The sequence below is a fragment of the Pseudomonadota bacterium genome (assembly GCA_023229365.1).
Lineage (GTDB): Bacteria > Myxococcota_A > Polyangia > JAAYKL01 > JAAYKL01 > JALNZK01.
Genome location: JALNZK010000099.1, coordinates 1 through 19057, shown reverse-complemented (window position 1 = coordinate 19057; position 19057 = coordinate 1). Strand labels below are relative to the sequence as shown.

At 69.8% G+C, this 19057-nt stretch carries 20 protein-coding genes; 7 read left to right on the top strand and 13 right to left on the bottom strand.

Annotated elements, in window-relative coordinates:
* A partial coding sequence (locus M0R80_24565; GenBank protein MCK9462808.1) for an FHA domain-containing protein occupies positions 1–1217 on the bottom strand: 1217 nt, incomplete at its 3' end.
* A gap of 418 nt (positions 1218–1635) precedes the next feature.
* Between M0R80_24565 and M0R80_24560 the strand changes: the two genes are divergently transcribed.
* Both M0R80_24560 and M0R80_24555 read left to right on the top strand, forming a co-directional pair.
* The gene (locus M0R80_24560) at positions 1636–2223 is read left to right on the top strand and encodes a sigma-70 family RNA polymerase sigma factor (protein ID MCK9462807.1); all 588 of its coding nucleotides are present in this window, start codon (positions 1636–1638) and stop codon (positions 2221–2223) included.
* Between the two features lie 2 nt (positions 2224–2225).
* The gene (locus tag M0R80_24555) at positions 2226–2669 is read left to right on the top strand and encodes a zf-HC2 domain-containing protein (GenBank protein MCK9462806.1); all 444 of its coding nucleotides are present in this window, start codon (positions 2226–2228) and stop codon (positions 2667–2669) included.
* Between the two features lie 10 nt (positions 2670–2679).
* On the opposite strand, the gene M0R80_24550 is transcribed toward M0R80_24555, so the two are convergent.
* The 6 genes from M0R80_24550 to M0R80_24525 form a co-directional block, all read right to left on the bottom strand.
* On the bottom strand, positions 2680–3933 hold the full coding sequence (locus M0R80_24550) for a hypothetical protein (GenBank protein ID MCK9462805.1): 1254 nt from the start codon (positions 3931–3933) through the stop codon (positions 2680–2682).
* 46 nt (positions 3934–3979) lie between these two features.
* Positions 3980–5152, bottom strand: coding sequence for a tRNA 4-thiouridine(8) synthase ThiI (gene thiI, locus M0R80_24545; protein ID MCK9462804.1), 1173 nt, complete (start codon positions 5150–5152; stop codon positions 3980–3982).
* On the bottom strand, positions 5152–6312 hold the full coding sequence (locus M0R80_24540; GenBank protein ID MCK9462803.1) for an aminotransferase class V-fold PLP-dependent enzyme: 1161 nt from the start codon (positions 6310–6312) through the stop codon (positions 5152–5154). The genes thiI and M0R80_24540 overlap by 1 nt, the downstream gene beginning before the upstream one ends.
* 15 nt (positions 6313–6327) lie before the next feature.
* A complete protein-coding gene (gene rpmA, locus M0R80_24535) occupies positions 6328–6585 on the bottom strand; it encodes a 50S ribosomal protein L27 (protein ID MCK9462802.1) in 258 nt (85 codons plus the stop codon).
* A gap of 9 nt (positions 6586–6594) precedes the next feature.
* A complete protein-coding gene (gene rplU / locus M0R80_24530) occupies positions 6595–6906 on the bottom strand; it encodes a 50S ribosomal protein L21 (GenBank protein ID MCK9462801.1) in 312 nt (103 codons plus the stop codon).
* A 77-nt stretch (positions 6907–6983) separates the two neighbouring features.
* Entirely contained in the window at positions 6984–7883 is a 900-nt protein-coding gene (locus M0R80_24525; protein MCK9462800.1) for an NAD(+)/NADH kinase, read from the bottom strand.
* Between the two features lie 104 nt (positions 7884–7987).
* On the opposite strand from M0R80_24525, the gene M0R80_24520 reads away from it, so the two are divergent.
* From M0R80_24520 to M0R80_24505, 4 genes are all read left to right on the top strand, one after another.
* Complete coding sequence (locus tag M0R80_24520; GenBank protein ID MCK9462799.1) at positions 7988–8512, top strand: hypothetical protein; 525 nt, start codon at positions 7988–7990, stop codon at positions 8510–8512.
* Positions 8513–8599: 87 nt separating this feature from the next.
* Complete coding sequence (gene gcvPB / locus M0R80_24515; GenBank protein ID MCK9462798.1) at positions 8600–10090, top strand: aminomethyl-transferring glycine dehydrogenase subunit GcvPB; 1491 nt, start codon at positions 8600–8602, stop codon at positions 10088–10090.
* A gap of 8 nt (positions 10091–10098) precedes the next feature.
* Positions 10099–10635 carry a hypothetical protein gene (locus M0R80_24510; GenBank protein MCK9462797.1) on the top strand — a complete coding sequence of 179 codons (537 nt, stop codon included), beginning with the start codon at positions 10099–10101 and terminating at the stop codon, positions 10633–10635.
* Positions 10636–10769: 134 nt separating this feature from the next.
* Positions 10770–13211: a TonB family protein gene (locus M0R80_24505; protein ID MCK9462796.1), complete on the top strand. Its 2442-nt coding sequence runs from the start codon at positions 10770–10772 to the stop codon at positions 13209–13211.
* A 2-nt stretch (positions 13212–13213) separates the two neighbouring features.
* Here M0R80_24505 and M0R80_24500 read toward each other — a convergent pair whose 3' ends face one another.
* Entirely contained in the window at positions 13214–13591 is a 378-nt protein-coding gene (locus tag M0R80_24500) for a DUF559 domain-containing protein (protein MCK9462795.1), read from the bottom strand.
* A gap of 233 nt (positions 13592–13824) precedes the next feature.
* On the opposite strand from M0R80_24500, the gene M0R80_24495 reads away from it, so the two are divergent.
* Entirely contained in the window at positions 13825–14421 is a 597-nt protein-coding gene (locus tag M0R80_24495) for a DUF1566 domain-containing protein (GenBank protein ID MCK9462794.1), read from the top strand.
* A 50-nt stretch (positions 14422–14471) separates the two neighbouring features.
* On the opposite strand, the gene M0R80_24490 is transcribed toward M0R80_24495, so the two are convergent.
* The 5 genes from M0R80_24490 to M0R80_24470 form a co-directional block, all read right to left on the bottom strand.
* Positions 14472–14939 (bottom strand): hypothetical protein, encoded by a 468-nt coding sequence (locus M0R80_24490; protein MCK9462793.1) that lies wholly within the window; start codon positions 14937–14939, stop codon positions 14472–14474.
* A 49-nt stretch (positions 14940–14988) separates the two neighbouring features.
* Positions 14989–16404: a hypothetical protein gene (locus M0R80_24485; GenBank protein MCK9462792.1), complete on the bottom strand. Its 1416-nt coding sequence runs from the start codon at positions 16402–16404 to the stop codon at positions 14989–14991.
* On the bottom strand, positions 16401–17114 hold the full coding sequence (locus tag M0R80_24480) for a uracil-DNA glycosylase (GenBank protein MCK9462791.1): 714 nt from the start codon (positions 17112–17114) through the stop codon (positions 16401–16403). The genes M0R80_24485 and M0R80_24480 overlap by 4 nt, the downstream gene beginning before the upstream one ends.
* Positions 17115–17463: 349 nt before the next feature.
* On the bottom strand, positions 17464–18651 hold the full coding sequence (locus M0R80_24475) for a formylglycine-generating enzyme family protein (GenBank protein MCK9462790.1): 1188 nt from the start codon (positions 18649–18651) through the stop codon (positions 17464–17466).
* On the bottom strand, positions 18641–18817 hold the full coding sequence (locus M0R80_24470; GenBank protein ID MCK9462789.1) for a hypothetical protein: 177 nt from the start codon (positions 18815–18817) through the stop codon (positions 18641–18643). The genes M0R80_24475 and M0R80_24470 overlap by 11 nt, the downstream gene beginning before the upstream one ends.
* Between the last annotated feature and the right edge of the window lie 240 nt (positions 18818–19057).

The following is a 19057-nucleotide window of genomic DNA, read 5'->3' as shown; positions in this document are numbered from 1 at the left end:
GCAGGACCCTTGATGGCGTAGCGGTTGTTGGTCTTCTGCGCGTCCCGCTTGCCCATCTGGCCTTCTTCGTCCTTGTGCTTCTTGCCCTGTCCGCCCTCGTCGTCCTTCTTCTTGTCCTCTTCGAGCTTCTTCTTCTCGAGCTCGAGCGGCGCGTACTTCACGCCGCGGTTGGCGTCATCGAGGAAGTCGAGCGACATGCCCAGGAGATCCGGCACGTCGAAGAACGCCAGGAAGATGAGCAGGACGTGGAGCAGGGCCGACGCGCCCAGGAAGAGCTGGTTGCCCCAATCGAACGTGATCGGCGCCACGAGCTTCCGCGGGTTGGGGACCGAATTGACGAGGAACGTGAAGTCGCCGACATCGACCTTCACGCGGCCGCGCGGCGGCAGCTGGAGGCTGTGACATCCGGACGCCTCGCCGCTCGGGTGAGCCTGCCCGGTGCTCACGAGCTCGGCGAGCGGTATGCGGCGGCCATCCTCGAAGGTGACGTCACCGTTTGCCTTCGTCGGGAAGTTGATGGTGGCTCCGCCGCCGGCCTGGTTGACCACCAGCGGAAGCTTGGTCTGGCCGCCGAGCTGCTCGGGCGCGATCGGGAAATCGCAGGACGCGTCCTCGCCGATGCAGAAGTTCGTGACCTTCTTGGCGTCGGCCTTGTACACGTTCACGAGGATGACCGTGTCCTTCCAGATCGCGATCACCTCCGTCGCGTAGCGGGACACGTCCTCCATGGTGGCGGGATCGATCATGACCGCGGGACGCGTCACGATCTTTCGGACCGGCGCCGCGCCGCCGTAGGGAGCCATCATGGGCGGCATCGCGATCCCTGCGGGCGCGCCGAACCCGGGCGGCATCGCCGCCGCAGGCGGGTAGCTGGGCATCGCGGCCGGCGCCGCGTCCTGCGCCGCGTCCGCGGCCGCCTCGAACGTCACGGCGACCTCGACGCCGCCGAGCGTGATGACGTCGCCGCTGTTCAGCGGCGCCTTGTTCACCTTCTTGCCGTTCACGAGCGTCCCGGTCGCGCTGCCGAGGTCGAAGATGAAGACCTGCCCCGGGCCGCCGACCTCGATGACGGCGTGCATGCGCGAGACGAGCTCGTCGTCGACCTGGAGGTGGCTCGTCGCCATGCGCCCGATCTTGATGACGTCCTGGCTCAGGGTCACCTCGCGGAGCACGGTGCCGCCCTTCGAGACCTTGAATTGAATGGAGAGTGCGCTCATGATCTCTTCCTGTCCTGTCACGGCGCCTGAAATCGCCGCGCTTTTTCACCGCGAATCGCGGTGCTACCCTGAAGGGACCGAGTCAACCTCGCAGCGCCGTGGCGCGTCCAGCCCATGCCGCGGAGCCGCACTATAAAACAACACTTTCGTACCATTGTGAAGATCATAAAAACCGCTCGCCTCAAAATCGCCGCTCTCTGAGTTGACGGCCACATTTTCTATTTTCTTTCAACGACATCCACCCCACTTCGAAACCCGTCGAAAACCGCGTTTCCTTCGGCCGATTCGAACCTCCGACCGCGTCTTCGCAGGATCCGACACCGCACCGAACTAAAAGTTCCCGGCGGTCGAAACATGACGTGGGGCGACTTTTTTTTTGCCGACGTTCCGTGCTAGCTTCTATCCGAAGAAGGAACCCTTGAGCCTGAGCGACGAAACCCTCTTCGTGCAATCCCTCAAGGCGCGCGACAAGCACGCCTTCGAACAGCTGATCGCCAAGTTCAAGACGCCGATCTTCAACCTTCTCTACCGCATGACCGGCGTACGCGAGGAGGCCGAGGATCTCGCCCAAGAGGTCTTCATCACCGTCTACAGGAAGATCGAGCTCTTCCGAGGCGAGTCTCCGCTCACCACATGGATCTACCGCATCGCCTACAACCTCTGCATGAACCGGCGGAAGTACCTCGGCCGGCGGCGCGACCGCGATCGCCAGCCGTTCGACGAAACCGTCGAGCACGACGTCGTCCGATCGGGGACGATGAGCACGTCGTCCCAGGTCTCGCGGCCCGACGAGATGGCCGAAGGGCTGCAGATGGAGCGCCTGATACAGGACGCGATCACGGCGCTCGACGAAGAACAACGCGTCATCCTGGTGCTGCGGGACGTCCAGAACATGTCCTACGAGAGCATCTCCGAAATCACAGGGCTACCGGCGGGTACGGTCAAGAGCAGGCTGCACCGAGCGCGCATGGCGCTCAAGGAGCGCCTGGCCCCGTACCTGAGGTGAACATGGATCACGAAAGCGCAAGAGCCTGTTTCACGGGATATCACGACGGGGAGCTCTCCGAAGGCGATCGTCGATCCCTGGAGGAGCACCTCGCCGCGTGCCCCGGGTGCGCCGCGGAATGGGATTCGTACCGCAGGACCATGGAGGAGGTCTCCGGGCTCCGCGTCATGGCGCCGCCGGAGCACTTCGAGAAGCAGGTGGCGCTCGCGATCGCGCTGCGCGGGAGACGGCGCACCTTCGGCGGGCTGAGCCTCGTCGGCGTCCGGATCGCGGTGCTCTCGCTCGTGCTGATCATGCTCCTCATCATGGGGTACCTGACCTACCTCCTCCTGTTCGCGGAGCCGGACCCGAAAACACAGCCCGTCGACGGCGCCACGAAGCACACGCAGGGAGACATCGAGGTCATCGGCCCCGTGCACATCGACGAATCGGCGGTTCCCGAGTAGCGCTCTCGGGTCAATCGAGGAGCCCGCGCGCGGCGCCGCCGAGGCCCTGGACGGCGCCCGCGACATCCTTCGCGGCGAGCAGCGTGGACACGGCGCGCTCTACGGCGCGGATCGCGCGGTACACGGAGAGCTCCTCGGCGCGCTCGTGCAGCCCCGTGCGCTGGATCTCCGAGGCGCCGACCTGGAGCGCGAGAGAGGCGAGGTTGAGCTTCCGGAAGACGGCGGAGGGGTCACCTTCCATGCGACGGCAGTACTCCGTCAACGCGGCGATCTCGGCCGCGCGCGCCGCCGCGCCCGGTCGTTGCGCGAATCGAGCAAGCTCCGCGGCGCCCGCCTCCCCTTCCCCCTCGGCGCAGCTCGCGAAAGCCGACAGGAGGACCAGCTCGTCCGAGTCCGTCCCGGTCCTGCGGATCGCGTCGACAAAGCGGCGGGTCGCCGCGCCCGTCCGCTCGCCGTCGCGGCGCTTGGAGTAGCAGATCGCGACGGCGCCTTCCGCGAGCCCCTCGAGCACCGACGCGATCCTCCCGACCGTCGCCGCGTCGGGGGGCGCGCCTTCGCCGCCGGGCCGCGCCGGAAGGAGGGCGAGCACCGACGCGAGCTCGCGGGAGTCGTACGCCCCTTCCGCGAGGCGCTCGGCGTCCGCCGCGGCGAGATCGCAGAAGTCGTTGCTGCCGAACACGACCGCCCGGATCGCGTGCGTCACCTCCGCCGCGCCCGGGAGCGCGAGGGCGTCGGGCTTCGTGCGCCACGCCTCGTACAACAGGATCTCCTCGGGCACGGGCGCCGGGCTCTCCGGGTAGACCTTCAGCGCGAAGAGGACGACGAGGAACAGCGCGTGCTCACCGTTCGTCGTGACTCCCGCGATCGAGGCATCGCCCGGCAGGATCTGCGGCAGGAGCGGGACCGCGCCGGTCTCGTCGTCGGACCGCACGATCGCGGCACCGTCCGCGCGCATCCTGACGAGCGCCTTGGCCGCGCTCGCGAGCTGCCCGAGGCTCAGGCGCGGCGGCGGTGCGGCGCCCCCCTTGCGGTCGGCCGCGACGTAGTCGACGACGAACCGCCGGATCGCCTCGAGATCCGCGTCGCTCGCCCCGCGCGCGACCGCGTTCTTCGCGCCGACGTAGAGGTGCACCGGCGCGACGTCGACCGTCTTCCTGAGGCGCGCCTCCTCGCCGTTGTCCTCGGAGCACCGGCAAGAGCTCGCTCCCGCCGCGACGACGAGCGCGGCGGCGCAGAGCACACCGAAACCGAGAAGCCTCCTCATCGCGTGCACCTCCCTCTCCCGGCGCTCGCCGCGCCGGGCGTGCGGATCACAGGACAATCCGCTCCGCCGCGGTCGCCGCCTCGTCGAGCGCCGACCCGAGCGCGGCCTCCTCCTCGAGGCGCCGCGCCCGCGCGATCGAGCCCTTCGTCTGGGGGTGGCGCGGCACGAACAGCGTGCAGCAGTCCTCGTGGGCGCGGATGGAGACCTCGTAGGTCCCGATCCGGCGCGCGATCTCGATGGTCTCCGCCTTGTCGAACCCTACGAGCGGCCGCAGGATCGGCATCGTCGCCGCGTCCTCGATCACGCCGAGGTTGGTCAGCGTCTGGCTCGCCACTTGGCCGAGGCTCTCGCCCGTGGCCAGGGCGCCGATCTTCTGCGCCGCGGCGATGCGCTCGGCGATGCGCACCATGGCGCGCCGGTAGAGGAGGACGAGGTACGAGGGGTCCGGGCCGTCCCGGAACCGCTCCTGGATCCGGGCGAACGGCACGACGAAGAGCAGGAGCCCGTCCTGCCGCGCCGCGAGCGCCCTCGCGAGGTCGATCACCTTCTCCCGCGCGCCGTCGCCGGTGTACGGAGGGGCGTGGAAATAGACGCACGCGAGCTCGAGCCCGCGCTTCTGGAGGAGGTGCCCGGCGACCGGGGAGTCGATGCCGCCCGAGAGCAGGAGCGCCGCGCGCCCCGAGATCCCGACCGGCAGGCCGCCGCCGCCGGGGCGCTCCCCGGACCAGACGAAGGCCCACTCCGGCCCCACCTCGACGCCGACGCGGACATCGGGCTCCTCGAGATCCACCGCGAGACCCGTGCGCTCCGCGATCGCGGCGCCGACGACCCGGCCGATCTCGCAGGAGTCGGCGGGGAAGCTCTTGTCCGCCCGCCGTGCGACGACCCGGAACCTGTCCCCCGGGCGCACCGCGATGGCCGCCGACAACTCGAGGGCGCTCGCGGTGAGCGCGTCGAGCCGCTTGTCGCAGAGGGTCGCCGGCGACAAGGACGACAACCCGAACACCCAGCGCAGCCGCGCGAGCAGATCCTCGTCCGCGGCGCCGAGCACGAACATCCGCCCGTGCGCGCGGGCGAGGCGCACGTCGTCGCGGCCCGCCAGGGCGCGGCGCAGGTTCCGCTCGAGCGCGTCCTCGAACGAGCGCCGGTTGCCGCGCTTGAGGAACAGCTCGCCGATCCGCAGCACGACAGCGGGTCCCCTGTAGCTCGAGAGCTCCATCAGACGTCCCCCGCGTGACCAGCGCGCACGGCCTCGACCACCGCGGCGAACGCGGCCACGGCGCCCTCCACCTCTTCAGCGGTCGTATCGTAGCTGAGGCTGAAACGGATCGACCCCTCACCGGCCCGCAGCCCCGCGTCGCGCAGGCACCGCGGCGGTTCCCTGCGGCGGGAGTGGCACGCCGCGCCCGACGACGCGAGCACGCCGCGCGTCTCCAGCGCGTGGAGCAGCACCTCGGGGCGAACGGCGGCGACGGCGATCACGACGATCCCCGGCGCGCGCGCCTCCTTCGCCCCGAGCGGCCGGACCCCGGACGCGGCGCCGCACAGGCCGAGCGACAACCGATCTGCGAGGGCGGCCATTGCCGGGACCGCAGCGCTCCGCCGACAGGCGATCGCGCCGGCGGCCGCGGCGAACCCCGCGATCCCCGGGGCGTTGAGCGTCCCGGGCCGCAGGCCGCCGTGCTGATCGCCGCCCGCGAGCAGGGGGCGGATCGACACGTCCGGCCGGAGCAGGAGCGCGCCGACGCCCTGCGGGCCGTGGATCTTGTGGGCCGAGAGCGACACCATGTCGACCGCGAGCGGATACTCGAGGCGCGCGCACTGCGCGGCGGCTTGGACCGCGTCGACGTGAACGCGGCAGCGCGGCGCCTTGGCCTTGACGCGCGCGGCGATCTCGGCGACCGGCTGGACCGTGCCCATCTCGTTCGCGACGTGCGTGACGGAGACGAGCGCCGTCCGGTCGTCGACCGCCTCCGCCACCGCGGCCGGATCCACGACTCCGCTCGGGCCGGCGCCGATCTCCACGCACCGCGCCCCGGCCGCGCCGAGCCGCCTCCCCGCCTCCGCGATCGCCGCGTGCTCCACCGTGGTCGTGACGAGCGCGTCGCGCTTGCCGCGGGGCACGGTCCCGAGCACCGCCGTCACGTCCGACTCGGTGCCCCCGGAGGTGAACAGCACCTTCCAGGCGCCGCCGCCGACGAGCGCCGCGAGGACACCTTCCGCCTTTCCGACCGCGCGCGCCGCCGCCGCGCCCCTGCGGTGCAACGACGAGGCGTTGCCGTAGCCGTCGGCGAGCATCGCGTCCACGGACGCGATCGCCGCAGGCCAGGGCCTCGTCGTCGCCGCGTTGTCCAAATAGATTTCAGGCGTGACGGACATCGCCGCGTCGCCGCATCAGGCGCCGGCGGAGACGATCTCGATGTAGCAGCGGTTCTGGCGCTTCACGAACGCGACGACCCCTTCGTCGATCGCGAAGACGGTGTAGTCGCGCCCGAGGCCGGCGCCGCGCCCTGCGTGGAACGTCGTGCCGCGCTGGCGCACGATGATGTTGCCCGGGATGACGTGCTGCCCGGCGAACTTCTTGATGCCGAGCCGCTTCCCGTCGGTGTCCCGACCGTTCCTCGACGAGCCCTGTCCCTTCTTGTGTGCCATGGTGAGCTCCTAGGCGTTGATCTTGGTGATGCGCAGCTCCGTGTAGGGCTGCCGATGCCCGTGAACTCGACGGAGCATCTTGCGGTGTTTCATTTTGAAGACGATGATCTTGCGGGCCCGCGCCTGCTCCGTGATCTCGGCCTCCACCGTGGCCTTCTTCACCACCGGGGTGCCGATCTTCGCGCTCGCGCCCTCGCCGACCATCAGCACCTGGTCGAACACGATCTTGTCGCCGGCCGCGCCCTTGAGCTTCTCGACGCGAACCGAGCCGCCCTCGCTGATCCGGTACTGTTTTCCGCCTGTGGCGATCACCGCGTACATGGGTTCGTCCTTCCACATCTCCCGGAAACCGCTCCGGGGAAAGCAGGGACGGCATATTACCTGGAAGTGCCGTCGGATCAAGGATTTTTTTGTGCGCGGTAGCCGAGGAGCCGCAGCGGACAGGCCGCACCGTGGAACTCGACGACGTCGCCGAAATCGATTCGGTGCACGAGGTGCGGGCCGTCCAGGTACAGCCGCGCCGCCGAGGTCTTGGATCGAATCGAGATCGGGCAGTCGCTCCCGGCGAACCCTCTCGCCAACCCGGGCAGGCTCATGCCGCCCGGCCCGCACAGAGGGCCCGGCTCCCGGACGATGAACTGCAGGCGCCGCGAGCCGGGGCGCATCTCCTTGCCGCCCGCCGCCCGCACGACCGCGGTCGAGCCCGCCGCCGTGCACACCCAAACGCCCGACGAGAGCTGCTCCTCCCGCGCGTCGCCGACTTGGAGCTCGTACCGCGTCGTTGAGGCCGGGCAGAGGTGAGAGAACAACGCGTCGTTGAGCACGCGTGCGTCGATCACGCTCCCGTTCACCCGCACCTCCATCCTGTAGAGCGACGTCGCCTCGAGGGCGCCGCCGATGAAGGCGTCGAGGAGCCCGCCGAGAGCCGCCGCGCCGCCGGCGGTGAGGTAGCCGCGGGACGTCTCCGGCGACGAGTTGATCGCGAGCACCGGCGTGTCCCCGATGGAGTGCGACGCGCGCAGCACCGTGCCGTCGCCCCCGACCGTGATCACGAGATCGAAATCCGCGGGATCGAGGTCGCTCCAGTCGTGGCGCCAGGTCGCGTCGACGTCGCGCGAGCCTATCTCGCGCCGGATTCGCTCCATCGACGCCGCGTGGCGCTCGTGGGCGCGGACGATATCCGCGACCAGCGGATCCCGGCGGTCGAGCAGCCCCTTGACGCGCCCGAGCGCGCCGTCCGTGGCGACCTCGGAGTACGCGGACTCGCGGTGGATGACGAGGATTCTGGCCGCGGTCATGGGCGGGACTGTAGCCCCGCGCGCCTATCGCGACAAGACGCTCTTCGCCGACGCTCTTCACCGCGGCTGTTGCCCGGCCGCGCGGGCGGCGGTAGAGTCGACGCATGAAACGCGCCCTGCTCCCCGCTGCGCTCCTCTGCGCGTCCTGCATGGACGTCGGCTCTTTCACGACGCAGCCGGGCGAGTGCTACCGCGGCCAGGTGGTGAACGCGTCGTTCGTGCGGACCGGCTTCGAGGAGGACACGCGCCTTGCGATGACCTTCGACACGGCGGCGCTGGCCGACGGCCGGGGTCCGGCGGGGGTCATGTGGTCGAGCGACGGCCGGTTCGACGCCGCCTCCATCGGGCAGATGCCGGAGCTCGCGCACGACTCCCTGTCGCAGTTCCAGTTCCCGGGCGGCCGCGTGCGCAACTACCTCCTGAACGTCATCGCGTCGGACGGCGTCCCGGCCACCGTGGTCATCTCGCTCATGGAGAACGGCCTCGTCGAGGCGCGCGTCATGCGGCCCGCCATGGAGGTCTGCCCGCCCGGCGACGACGGCTGCACCTCCCCCGTGTCGTACGAGGCGCTGTTCGGGGTGTTCCGCCTCGAGATCGATTCGTCCTGCGTCCCGCCGACCGCCGAGTGACGGCGCGCCCCGCGCCCGCTTGAAGGGCACAATTCGGTGTGCTAGACCGTTGCGGGCGAACGCAAACCGAACCCTTCGAGGTGGCGCATGACGAGGCATCCGGGCACGAAGACGGTGGGTTTCAACGAGCCGCTGATATTCGATCGCGGCAGCGAAGGGCGCAGCGGAGCGAGCCTCTCGAAGCTCGACGTGCCCGAGATCGATCCCGCGAAGCTCTACCCGAAGGAGCTCGTCCGCGAGCGGGCCGCGGCGCTCCCCGAGGTGAGCGAGCCCGAGGTCGTGCGGCATTTCACGCGGCTGTCGACCTGGAACTTCAGCGTCGATCACCAGTTCTACCCGCTCGGGTCGTGCACGATGAAGTACAACCCGAAGATCAACGAGTGGGCCGCGCGCCTCCCCGGGTTCGCCCGGCTCCACCCGTACACCCCCGCGCGGCTCGCGCAGGGCGCCATCCGGCTCGTGTACGAGCTCGAGGCGGCGCTCGCGGAGATCTCGGGGATGGGCGCGGTGTCCCTGCAGCCGTCCGCCGGCGCGCACGGCGAGCTCGCGGCGATGATGGTGATCCGCAAGGCGCTCACCCTTCGCGGCGACCCGCGCAAGAAGGTGCTCATCCCGGACACGGCGCACGGCACGAACCCGGCGTCGAGCGCGCTCAACGGCTACGCGGTCGAGCCGGTCGCGTCCTCGGAGGACGGCACCCTCGATCCGCGCTCGGTCGCGGAGAAGATGGACGGCGACGTCGCGGCGCTCATGCTCACCAACCCGAACACGCTCGGGCTGTTCGAGCGCAACATCAAGGAGATCGCGGAGATCGTCCACGGGAAGGGCGGCCTCGTGTTCGGAGACGGCGCCAACCTGAACGCGATCATGGGCGCCGGGCGGCCCGGCGACTTCGGCGTCGACGCGATGCAGTTCAACCTGCACAAGACGTTCTCCACGCCGCACGGCGGCGGCGGCCCGGGCTCTGGCCCGATCGGCGTCACGAAGGCGCTCGCGCCCTACCTGCCCACGCCGCGCCCGGTTCTCTGCGAGGACGGGACGTTCGTCCTGTCCGAGGACTTCCCGGAGTCGATAGGGAGGGTGCGCTCGTTCTACGGCAACTTCGGCGTCATGGTCCGCGCCTACGCGTACGTCCGCGAGCTCGGCGCGCGGGGCCTCGCCGACTCGTCGCGGATGGCGGTGCTGAACGCCAACTACCTGCTGCAGCTCATCAAGGATCACTACCACGTGCCCTACGGGAACGGGCGCTGCATGCACGAGGTGGTCGCGTGCGATCGCGATCTGCTCAAGGAGACCGGCGTCTCCACCCTCGACGTCGCGAAGGCGCTCATCGATCGCGGCTTCCATCCGCCGACCATCTACTTCCCGCTCGTCGTCAAGGGCGCGCTCATGTGCGAGCCGACCGAGAGCGAGACGCGCGAGTCGGTCGAGGAGTTCGCGCGCGCCCTGATCGAGATCGCGCAGATGTCGAAGACCGATCCCGATTCGATGCACAAGGCGCCGACCCGCACGCGGCTCGGGCGGCTCGACGAGACCGCGGCCGCGCGCAAACCGCAGCTCAAGGCCGAGGAGCGCTGAGGTCCCGCGTGCGCACCGCCCGGGTCGCCGCGCCGCTCGTCCTGCTCTTCGCGCCGCTCGTCTTGCTCGCCGACGGGGCCGCGCCGCCGGCCACCCCGCTCGTCCCGATCGAGAACTGCGTCAAGGGCGCGCCGCCGGCGGCCGCGACGGCCGAGGAGGGGGCCCGCAGGCTGCTCGCCGCCATCGTGGCGCGCGAGCCCGCGCTCGCGAAGGGCTTCTTCTTCCCGGCGGACGCGTTCGATCTCGTGAAGGCTATCGCCTCCCCCGGGCGCTACCACCGCAAGCTCGTGCTCTGGTACGAGCAGGACATCCTCGCGGAGCACGAGCGCTTCGCGGATCCGTCCTGGCGGTTCCGGTCGCTCGAGCTCGGCCGGTGCAGGTGGCAAGAGAAGGAGACCGAGGGCAACTCCCTGCCCTACTGGTCGTGCCGCGGCAACCGGGTCACCGCCGCGTCGGGCGATCGCACGCGCCGCTTCGACATCACGGTGCTCATCAACTGGGGTGATCGCTGGTACGTGACGCACCTCGGGCCGATCCGGAGCTGACCCACCTCGGAACTTCTTCCGCTCTGCGCTGTCTATCGCCGTTGGGCCCCGTTGGAAGCGCGCGCAGATGCCGTCAAACCCGGACGCGGATGATCCGTCTCGGATCGCGCCCGGAGAGAAAGGGAGGTCCCCGCATGCGGCGCGTTTCCGTGTTCCTCATCGCACTCGTTGCGACCCTCGTTGGGCTCCTTCTGTGCGGCGCCGCGCGCGCCGACAGATCCGAACGGCGCGACGCGTACCTCGCGGCCGCGGCCGCGAGCATCCCGACCGGCAGGGAGGACGAGACTTTGTCCCCGTACTTCTTCGTGCTCAGCGACGATCCGCACCTCGACAGGCTCCCGCTCGAGCGGACCGAGGTGGACATCGAGGTCGCCGCCGCGATCGCCGAGGTCGACGTCACGCAGGTCTACCGCAACGACGGCGAGCGGACGCTCGAGGCGATCTACGTCTTCCCCATGTCGACGCGGGCGGCGGTGCACTCGATGCGCATGACCGTCGGCGACCGCGTTATCGAGGCCGACGTTCGCGAGCGCGCGAAGGCCCGCGAGGAGTACGAGGAGGCCCGCGACGAGGGGAAGACCGCGTCGCTCCTCGAGCAGCAGCGCCCGAACGTGATGCAGATGAACCTCGCCAACATCCGGCCGGGCGACGAGATCAAGGTGGAGCTCTCCTACACGGAGATCCTCGTGCCCGAGGAGAAGACCTACGAGCTCGTGTTCCCGACCGTGGTCGGGCCGCGGTACTCGAACACGCCGCGCGGCTCGGCCGGGGCGCGGGACGCGTTCGTCGAGACGCCGTACCTGCACGCCGGCCAGCCCGATCCCGCGGGGCTCGAGATCCGCGCGTTCGTCCACGGCGGCGTGCCGCTCGCGTCGGTGACGAGCCCGAGCCACAGGATCGCCGTGACCTACCCGGATCCTGGCGACGCCGAGATCGCGCTCGAACCGGGCGAGGAGCGCAAGCGGCGGGACTTCATCCTCCGCTACCGCCTCGCAGGCGACGCGATCGAGACCGGGCTGCTCCTCTCTTTGGGCGATCACGAGAGCTACTTCCTGCTGGCGCTGGAGCCGCCCGCCCGCACCGAGGCGGCGGACGTCCTGCGGCGGGAGTACGTCTTCATCGTCGACGTCTCGGGCTCGATGAGCGGCTTCCCGCTCGACACGTCGAAGGCGCTCCTCAAGCGCCTCCTCAAGGGGCTCGACCGCGACGACGCGTTCAACGTCCTCCTGTTCGCCGGCGGCAGCGACGTGCTCTCCGAGAGCTCGCTCCCGGCAACGGCCGGCAACGTCGCGAGGGCCCTGCGCTTCATCGACGAGCAGCAGGGCGGCGGCGGCACCGAGCTCCTCCCCGCCCTGAAGCGGGCCTACGCGCTGCCCCGCTTCCCGGCGACCTCGCGCACGGTCGTCGTCGCGACGGACGGGTACGTCGGCGTCGAGGACGAGGTGTTCACGCTCACGCGCAAGCGGCTGGGCGACGCCAACCTGTTCGCCTTCGGCATCGGCGCGGGCGTCAACCGCGAGCTCATCGAGAGCCTCGCGCGGGCGGGGGACGGGGAGCCGTTCGTCGTCACCAAGCCGGCGGAGGCCGCGGCGGCCTCCAAGCGGTTCGCCCGCTACGTCTCGTCGCCGCTGCTCGCCGGCATCGAGGCCCGGTTCGATGGGGTCGACGCGTACGACCTCGAGCCCGAGCGCGCGCCCGACCTCTTCGCGGAGCGGCCGATCGTGATCGCGGGCAAGATCAGGGGGCGGCTCGCGGGGAGGGTCACCATCACGGGGATCACGCCCGAGGGGCCGTGGTCGAGGGTGATCGACCTCGCGAAGGCGCGGAAGATCCCCGCTGGCGACGCGGCTCGGCTGTACTGGGCGCGCGCGCGGATCCGCCTCCTCGGCGACAGGTACAGGGCCTCGCAGGACGCGGATCTCGAGGCGGAGATCACGGCGCTCGGGATCGAGCACCACCTGCTCACGGAGTTCACGTCGTTCGTGGCCGTGGACAAGGTCGTGCGCGGGGACGGGCGCACGGTGACCGTGAAGCAGCCGCTGCCGATGCCGGACGGCGTGTCCGACCTCGCGGTCGGCGACAGCTTCGGCCACGGCGGGCTCGGGATCTCGGGCACGGGCAAGGGCGGCGGCGGCACGGGGTACGGATCGATCGGCCTCGGCAGCCTCGGGACGATCGGCCACGGCGCGGGTAGCGGCTCGGGCGCGGGGTACGGCCGAGGCGGCAACCGCTACGGCGTGCGCGCCGCGGCGCCCCAGATCCGCGCGGGCGCGGCCGTGGTCACAGGCTCGCTGTCGAAGGAGGTCATCCGCCGGATCGTCCGTCGCCACATCAACGAGGTGCGGTTCTGCTACGAGCAGCAGCTCCAATCCGATCCGTCCCTCGGCGGCCGCGTCGTGATCAGGTTCGTCATCGATTCCAAGGGCAACGTGACCGCGGCCGAGGTCGCCGAGTCCACCTTCAACGACACGATCATCGAGACGTGCATCCTCGCGGCGGTCCGGAGGTGGAAGTTCCCCGCGCCGGAGGGCGGCGGGGGCGTCGTCGTCAACTACCCGTTCGAGCTCATGCCGTAGCCTCACCCCCGGCCCCTCTCCGTCAAGCGGAGAGGGGAGATGGAACGGAGCGCCTCGGTGACCCGTGCGACCATCGACGAAAGATCGCGATCAACGGAATCCGCGGAGAATCGCAGCACGCGAAGACCGCAGTCGTACAGAAACCGTTCGCGTTCGGCGTCGCTCTCTTCCTGCCCGAAGTGGATGCCGTCATCGATCTCCACAACGAGACGGTGAGACGGCGCGAAGAAATCCACGATGAAAGGGCCGATGATCTGCTGTCTGCGAAACTTGGTTCCGCAGAGCTTCCTGTTTCGGACGACTTGCCAGAACACGCCCTCGGACGGCGTCGGCGCACTTCGCATCTGTCGTGCCAGCGCGAGCAGTTCGCGTTTTCGCATGCCTCACCCCGGGCCCCTTTCGTCACCCCCGCCGGTGCAAGGTCCGCGCCAGGCCCGAACGCGCGGGGACTCTCGAGCCCGATGATCAAGGAACGGTAAAACCGACGGCGGCGCGGCGGCGTCCGCCTCCCCTCTCCGCCTGCCGGAGAGGGGCCGGGGGGAGGCTTCTGACCTGCTGTGTTATGCTCGCCGGCAATGGGCGCCCGAGCATCGGAGCGCCCGAGGAGGGATGCATGCGCACAGCGACGACGCTCTTGCCCTGCTTCATCGCCGCGATCTGGCTCGCGGCCTGCGGCGACGCCGATCCCGTAGACGGCGATGGCGGAACCGACACGGACACGGACACCGACACCGACGCCGACGCGGGAGAGGACGGCGGCGAGAGCGACTGCGAGAACCCGGAGCATTTCGACGAGGGGACCGGGATCACGTGGCTGCAGTGCCTCGCCGGTCAGTGCCTCGTCGACGACGCCTGCGCATGGGAGGGGGGCGAGGCCGTCTCGTTCGACTACGCCGAGGCCGAGGCCGCATGCCCCAGCGGCACGAGGCTGCCGACCATGGACGAGCTGATGGGGCTCCTCGGCACCTGCGATGCGATCGACTTCGGCACGAACATGACGGGCTTCTGCAGCACCTGCTCGGGGAGCACGGCCTGCGACGCCATCTACCCGGGCACGGAAGAGCTGGATCTCATGTCGCCCGAGGCCGTCCACTGGTCTTCCACCGCGCTGAACGACAGCAAGATGTGGCGGGCCAACTTCCTGACCGGGCTCGTCGACGCGACGCTCAAGGAGATGAACGCGACGGGCGTCTGCGTGCGCAGCGAGTGACATGCACAAAGGCGCCGCGGACGATCCGTCCGCCGGTAACGACGATCATTTCAGGCGTCACCCTTGGGCGGGGAGAACGCGAGGAGCGTGAGCTGCCGCGGATCCACGGGCGGCGCGCCGGTCCTGCGGCGCTTCGGCGCTGCGGGGCGGCGCTCCGCGCTCGAGGCGGAGGTCTCCGAGTGCGCGAGGCGGAGGCGCCCGGCGCGGCCCTGGGCCTCCAGCGCCGCTTCGCCCTCCGCCGTCCGCGGCTTCCGGGCAGTTTCGACCTCGGCGGCCCCTTCGCGCACGGCCTCGAGCACCGCGGCCCGGAGCTTCGCGTTGAGCTCGTTGTACGACCGCCGCGCTGCGGCGACCTCGGCGAGGAGCGCCTCGAGCGGGGCGTGAAGACCGTCGAACCGGACGAGCTGGACGTGCGGGCACGCGGACGACGGGCCGGACGGGTTGACGGTGCAGCAAGCGGGGCAGATGCGCACGGTCGCGGACGAGATATCCGATCGGCTGTCTTCCGGCTTGTCCACGCCGCCATTCTATTCGCGTTCGGCAGCGCCGCCAACTTTCTGGGGCCGGTCAGTGCTCGGCGGCGCCCGCCGGGAGCGGGGCCGAGTACACGCCCTCGCCGGTCGCGGCGACGAGGAGCCTGACGTCGTCCCCGAGCGCCTCGAGGAAGATCACGCGCCCGGGCCGGTACACGGGCTCCTCACGCTCCTCGGCGCGACCCGTCGTGAACGCCGTCCGCCACGCCTTCCCCCCGTCGCGGCTGACGCGGATCGCGCCGACGCCCGCGCCGGGATCCCAGGTCGCCGCGGCGATCCACCCCGGCTCGCGCGCGTCTGTCGCCAGCGCGGTGACCCCGGCCACCGCCGCGGCGTCCGAGAAGCTCTCGCCGCGATCCATGGAGACGCGCAGCGGCGCTCCGGGCAGGTCCGAGCCGACCGCGATCAGGCTGCCCGCCGCCGCGAGCGAGATCTTCGAAGCCCTCCGGGCGGCGTCGATAGGTCGGCCGGCGCACGCGCGCTGCGTCCCCCCGCGAGCGCACGTCGCGACCAGGACCGGCCCGTCCGCATCTTCGACGAGCGCCAGGATCGACGCCTCCGCCTCCCACGCTGCCGCGGCGAGACAGCGCCGCCGTGTCAAAGGCCCGCGCCAGGTGCCGCCCCCGTCGTCGCTCGCGAGCAGCTCGCCCCTTGCCGTGAGCGCCGCGAGCACGACCCCCTCCTCGAGGCGCAGGGCGAAGAGGGCAAGCGGCCCAGGCAGCGCGCGCTCGGAAGAGCACCGGGCGTCGAACCAGGTCCCGCCCGGCTCGACCGTGCCGCCGAAGCCCTCGGTTCGCAGGAGGCCGCGCCGCTCCGTGCCGAGGAAGACCGCCGCACCCGCGGTGCACACCGACACGGCATCGATCTCGACTTCGGCATCGAACCTGTGCAGGAGACCGTCCGCGCCGACACGGTACAGCCCGTCGCCCGCGGCGAGCAGCGCGCCGTCCACGAACGCGACGCTCGAGACGCGCCCTCGAACGGGGCCGAGGTACTGGGCCTCGTCCCCCTCTTCGTCCTCCCCGAGCGCGCCGTCCGGATCCTCGATCGGCCCCTCCGCGCCGCCGTCGTCGTCGATCGCCTCTGCGTCGAGATCGTCGTCGAACCACGCATCGTCGAGCGGCGCGGCCACCTCGCCGCCTTCCGCCCACCCCTCGTCCTCCTCGTCGAACGCCTCACCCGACGCGAGTTCGCCCGCTCCCTCGGCCTCGTCGGGCGCCGCCGGGTCCTCGAACGCGTCCAGCTCCCCGTCAAACGCCTCCAGAGACGCGTCGCAGGCTCCCATCCCACCGTCGTCGTCGTCGTCGCCGTCGCTCGTGCCGACGAGATCGCCGAGGTCGTCGAGGGACGGCGGCACGACATCGCCGTCGTCGAGCGGCGGCAGCTCTTCCAGCTCCAAGTCGGGCGGATCCGGGTCGTCGGGCGGGCGATCCTTCTCGCGGCCGCTCATCGCGGGGGCCCCCCTGCGAGCCCGAGCTCGGCGCGGACCAGCTTCATGTCCTCCCACAAGGGACGCTTCGCGGACTGGTTGCGCAGGAGGTACGCCGGATGGAACGTCGGCATCACGCGCGCGCCGTCGAGATCGCGGAACCTGCCGCGCAGCGCCGAGATCGGCTCCGTCGTGCCGAGCAGGAAGTGCGCCGACGGCTTGCCGAGCGCGACGATGACGCGCGGCGAGATGATCTCGAGCTGCCTCCTCACGAACGGGCCGCACGTCGCCACCTCGTCGGGCTCGGGATCCCGGTTCCCGGGTGGCCGGCACTTGACGATGTTGCAGATGAAGACGTCCTTCCGGTCGAGCCCGATGGCGGCGATGATCTTCGTGAGAAGCTGCCCTGCCGCGCCGACGAACGGGCGGCCGCTGAGATCCTCGTCGCGACCCGGCCCCTCGCCGACGAAGACGAGCCGCGCCCCCGGGTCGCCCTCGCCGAACACGATCTTCGTGCGCTGCTCGTGCAGCTTGCACCGCGTGCAGTCGCCGATCTCCGCGCGCAAAAGCTCGAGCGCCGCCGCGGGATCGGCGATCCGCTCGGCCGCCCCCTCCGCGCGGGGTGACGGGGATCGCCTGCGGTACCCCATCCCGCCGAGCTCCGCCTCCCAGCGGATCCGCTCGGCGAGAGCCAGCGCCAGATCTCGGGTGTCGTCCTCGCGCTCGTCCATCCCCGCACTTATAGTCGATTGCATTCTGAAAATCTCTCACGACAACAGATCGCGATAAAAGCCGCGCCGTTACTGGCTGATAGCGTTTTCATGCTTCGACCCATTTCTCCTCGAAACTACCCTTGGCAACGTCTTTTGGGTCGCCTTGGTCGCTAAACGCAGATCGATCTTGGCGGCTGCGTCGACGAGATCGAAATCGCAGAAGTGAATGTAGACCCGGTGGACCAGCGACGTGTCCACGTGCCCGAGGATCTTCGACAGGATCGTGTCCGGCGACGCCTGCGCGGTCAAGGCGCTCAAGGGGATGGGGATCGGGGTCGGGGCGTAAGATGGTCTCGGCGATTCGTTGTTACAACCCGCCGTCTGCTGCACCGCTGTCGGTACCGGCATCGGGAGGGGAGACCGGCTCATCCGGACGTACGCAGCGGACGCCGGTCCACTCGTTTCCTAGGCTTTCGCCGCTGTCCCAGCGAATCGAGATCCGTAGCCAGGATTGTGAAGGTCCACGCATATCTCCCCCTTTGTACACATGCCCTGCGCCTTCGTACGGTGGTTCCTCTGCAGGCTGTGGGTCGACGCAACCACCGATACAATCGGAGTGATCCACGCTGATGTAATCCGCCGTCCACTCGGAGGCGTTGCCGTACATATTCAGGAAACCGAGGGGGCTGATGCAGGAGTCGGTGACGCTCGACTCGAACGGCGCGCAGCAGTGGCAAAGCTCTCCGTATGTCGCGTAGCAATCGCTCCCTTCGGTGCAGCAGTCGTAGACCCCGTACCAGCACTCCGGCAGATCCGACCCGCATGGGAACTCGTTGAACGTCTGCCCCCGTGCGGCGGCCTCCCACTGCGCCTCGGTCGGTAGCCTCATCCCCTTGTGCTCGCAGAATATCTTCGCCCCAAGCCACGAGAACCCGCCTGCCGCGGTCTGGACCCCGCCCTGTGAGGGGCAGTCGACCTCCGCAGACTCATCGAACACGTAGTCCCCGTCGCCGTTCTGAATGACCGGCGAAACGTACTCACCGTCGTCGACGAGTCCCCACGCCCAAAGCTGCCCCCACAAACGTACTTCCTCCGTTCCAATCATCATCGTGAGGCCGGTAGGCCACTGGATGACGTCCGGGTCATCCTTGATCGCGTTCAACCACGGGATCACGTCCTCGATGGTCGCCTCCTTCTCGTCCATCAAGAACGGGCTGTGGGTCACCATGACCAGGGGTAGCTCGTTCTCCTCGCACTCGGTGTCGCCGGGCACGCATCCCATCAGGTAGTTGCCGCCCGGCACGCACAGCTCGCCCGGCAGCGGCTCGCTCTCGCACGGCACCGGATCACCGAACTCCCACTCGGTATCCGTATCCGAATCGGAGTCCGTGTCGGAGTCCGTGTCGGAATCCGTATCGGTGTCGGTGCCGCCGTCGGCGTCCGGTCCGCTGTCGTCTGCGGAGCCTCCTCCGTCGCACGCACACGCCGCCGCGATCCACCCCGACGCGAGGAGTGCGATCGTCCGCGTAGTGAGCCCCCCAAGATCAGTCGTCATAGTGGACCTCTTGTGTCTCCACCACACAGACGCCGTCCTGGCACCACCCGTTATCCGGGCAGGGGATGCCGCACCCGCCGCAGTTGTCCGCGTCGTCCAGGATGTTCGTACAGTCGATCTCGTCGCCCCCACAGTTCACGCTGTCCCCGAGGCAGACGTCGAGCACCTCGTACCACTCTGCGCAGAGACCGTTCGCGCACAGCGTCCCCCACGGACAGACGTTGCCGCAAGCCCCGCAGTTGAGCGGGTCGTTCTGTGTCGATTCATCTTACCCCCCTTCGGTTCGCAAGCCCGTGCTCGCCGATGAGATCTACGCCCTGAGCCCCCGAATCATTCTCGTTCCGACGCGTCCCACTGGTGCGCGCGCGGAGGGGAACGTCGGACAAATTCTATCTCGGCTCGATTG

What these genes read in the sequence shown, in the direction of transcription:
- M0R80_24555 (MCK9462806.1), top strand. Translation starts at nt 2,226, where the DNA reads ATGGATCACGAAAGCGCAAGAGCCTGTTTCACGGGATATCACGACGGG.
- M0R80_24550 (MCK9462805.1), bottom strand. Translation starts at nt 3,933, where the DNA reads ATGAGGAGGCTTCTCGGTTTCGGTGTGCTCTGCGCCGCCGCGCTCGTC.
- thiI (MCK9462804.1), bottom strand. Translation starts at nt 5,152, where the DNA reads ATGGAGCTCTCGAGCTACAGGGGACCCGCTGTCGTGCTGCGGATCGGC.
- M0R80_24540 (MCK9462803.1), bottom strand. Translation starts at nt 6,312, where the DNA reads ATGTCCGTCACGCCTGAAATCTATTTGGACAACGCGGCGACGACGAGG.
- rpmA (MCK9462802.1), bottom strand. Translation starts at nt 6,585, where the DNA reads ATGGCACACAAGAAGGGACAGGGCTCGTCGAGGAACGGTCGGGACACC.
- rplU (MCK9462801.1), bottom strand. Translation starts at nt 6,906, where the DNA reads ATGTACGCGGTGATCGCCACAGGCGGAAAACAGTACCGGATCAGCGAG.
- M0R80_24525 (MCK9462800.1), bottom strand. Translation starts at nt 7,883, where the DNA reads ATGACCGCGGCCAGAATCCTCGTCATCCACCGCGAGTCCGCGTACTCC.
- M0R80_24520 (MCK9462799.1), top strand. Translation starts at nt 7,988, where the DNA reads ATGAAACGCGCCCTGCTCCCCGCTGCGCTCCTCTGCGCGTCCTGCATG.
- gcvPB (MCK9462798.1), top strand. Translation starts at nt 8,600, where the DNA reads ATGACGAGGCATCCGGGCACGAAGACGGTGGGTTTCAACGAGCCGCTG.
- M0R80_24505 (MCK9462796.1), top strand. Translation starts at nt 10,770, where the DNA reads ATGCGGCGCGTTTCCGTGTTCCTCATCGCACTCGTTGCGACCCTCGTT.
- M0R80_24500 (MCK9462795.1), bottom strand. Translation starts at nt 13,591, where the DNA reads ATGCGAAAACGCGAACTGCTCGCGCTGGCACGACAGATGCGAAGTGCG.
- M0R80_24495 (MCK9462794.1), top strand. Translation starts at nt 13,825, where the DNA reads ATGCGCACAGCGACGACGCTCTTGCCCTGCTTCATCGCCGCGATCTGG.
- M0R80_24485 (MCK9462792.1), bottom strand. Translation starts at nt 16,404, where the DNA reads ATGAGCGGCCGCGAGAAGGATCGCCCGCCCGACGACCCGGATCCGCCC.
- M0R80_24480 (MCK9462791.1), bottom strand. Translation starts at nt 17,114, where the DNA reads ATGGACGAGCGCGAGGACGACACCCGAGATCTGGCGCTGGCTCTCGCC.
- M0R80_24475 (MCK9462790.1), bottom strand. Translation starts at nt 18,651, where the DNA reads ATGACGACTGATCTTGGGGGGCTCACTACGCGGACGATCGCACTCCTC.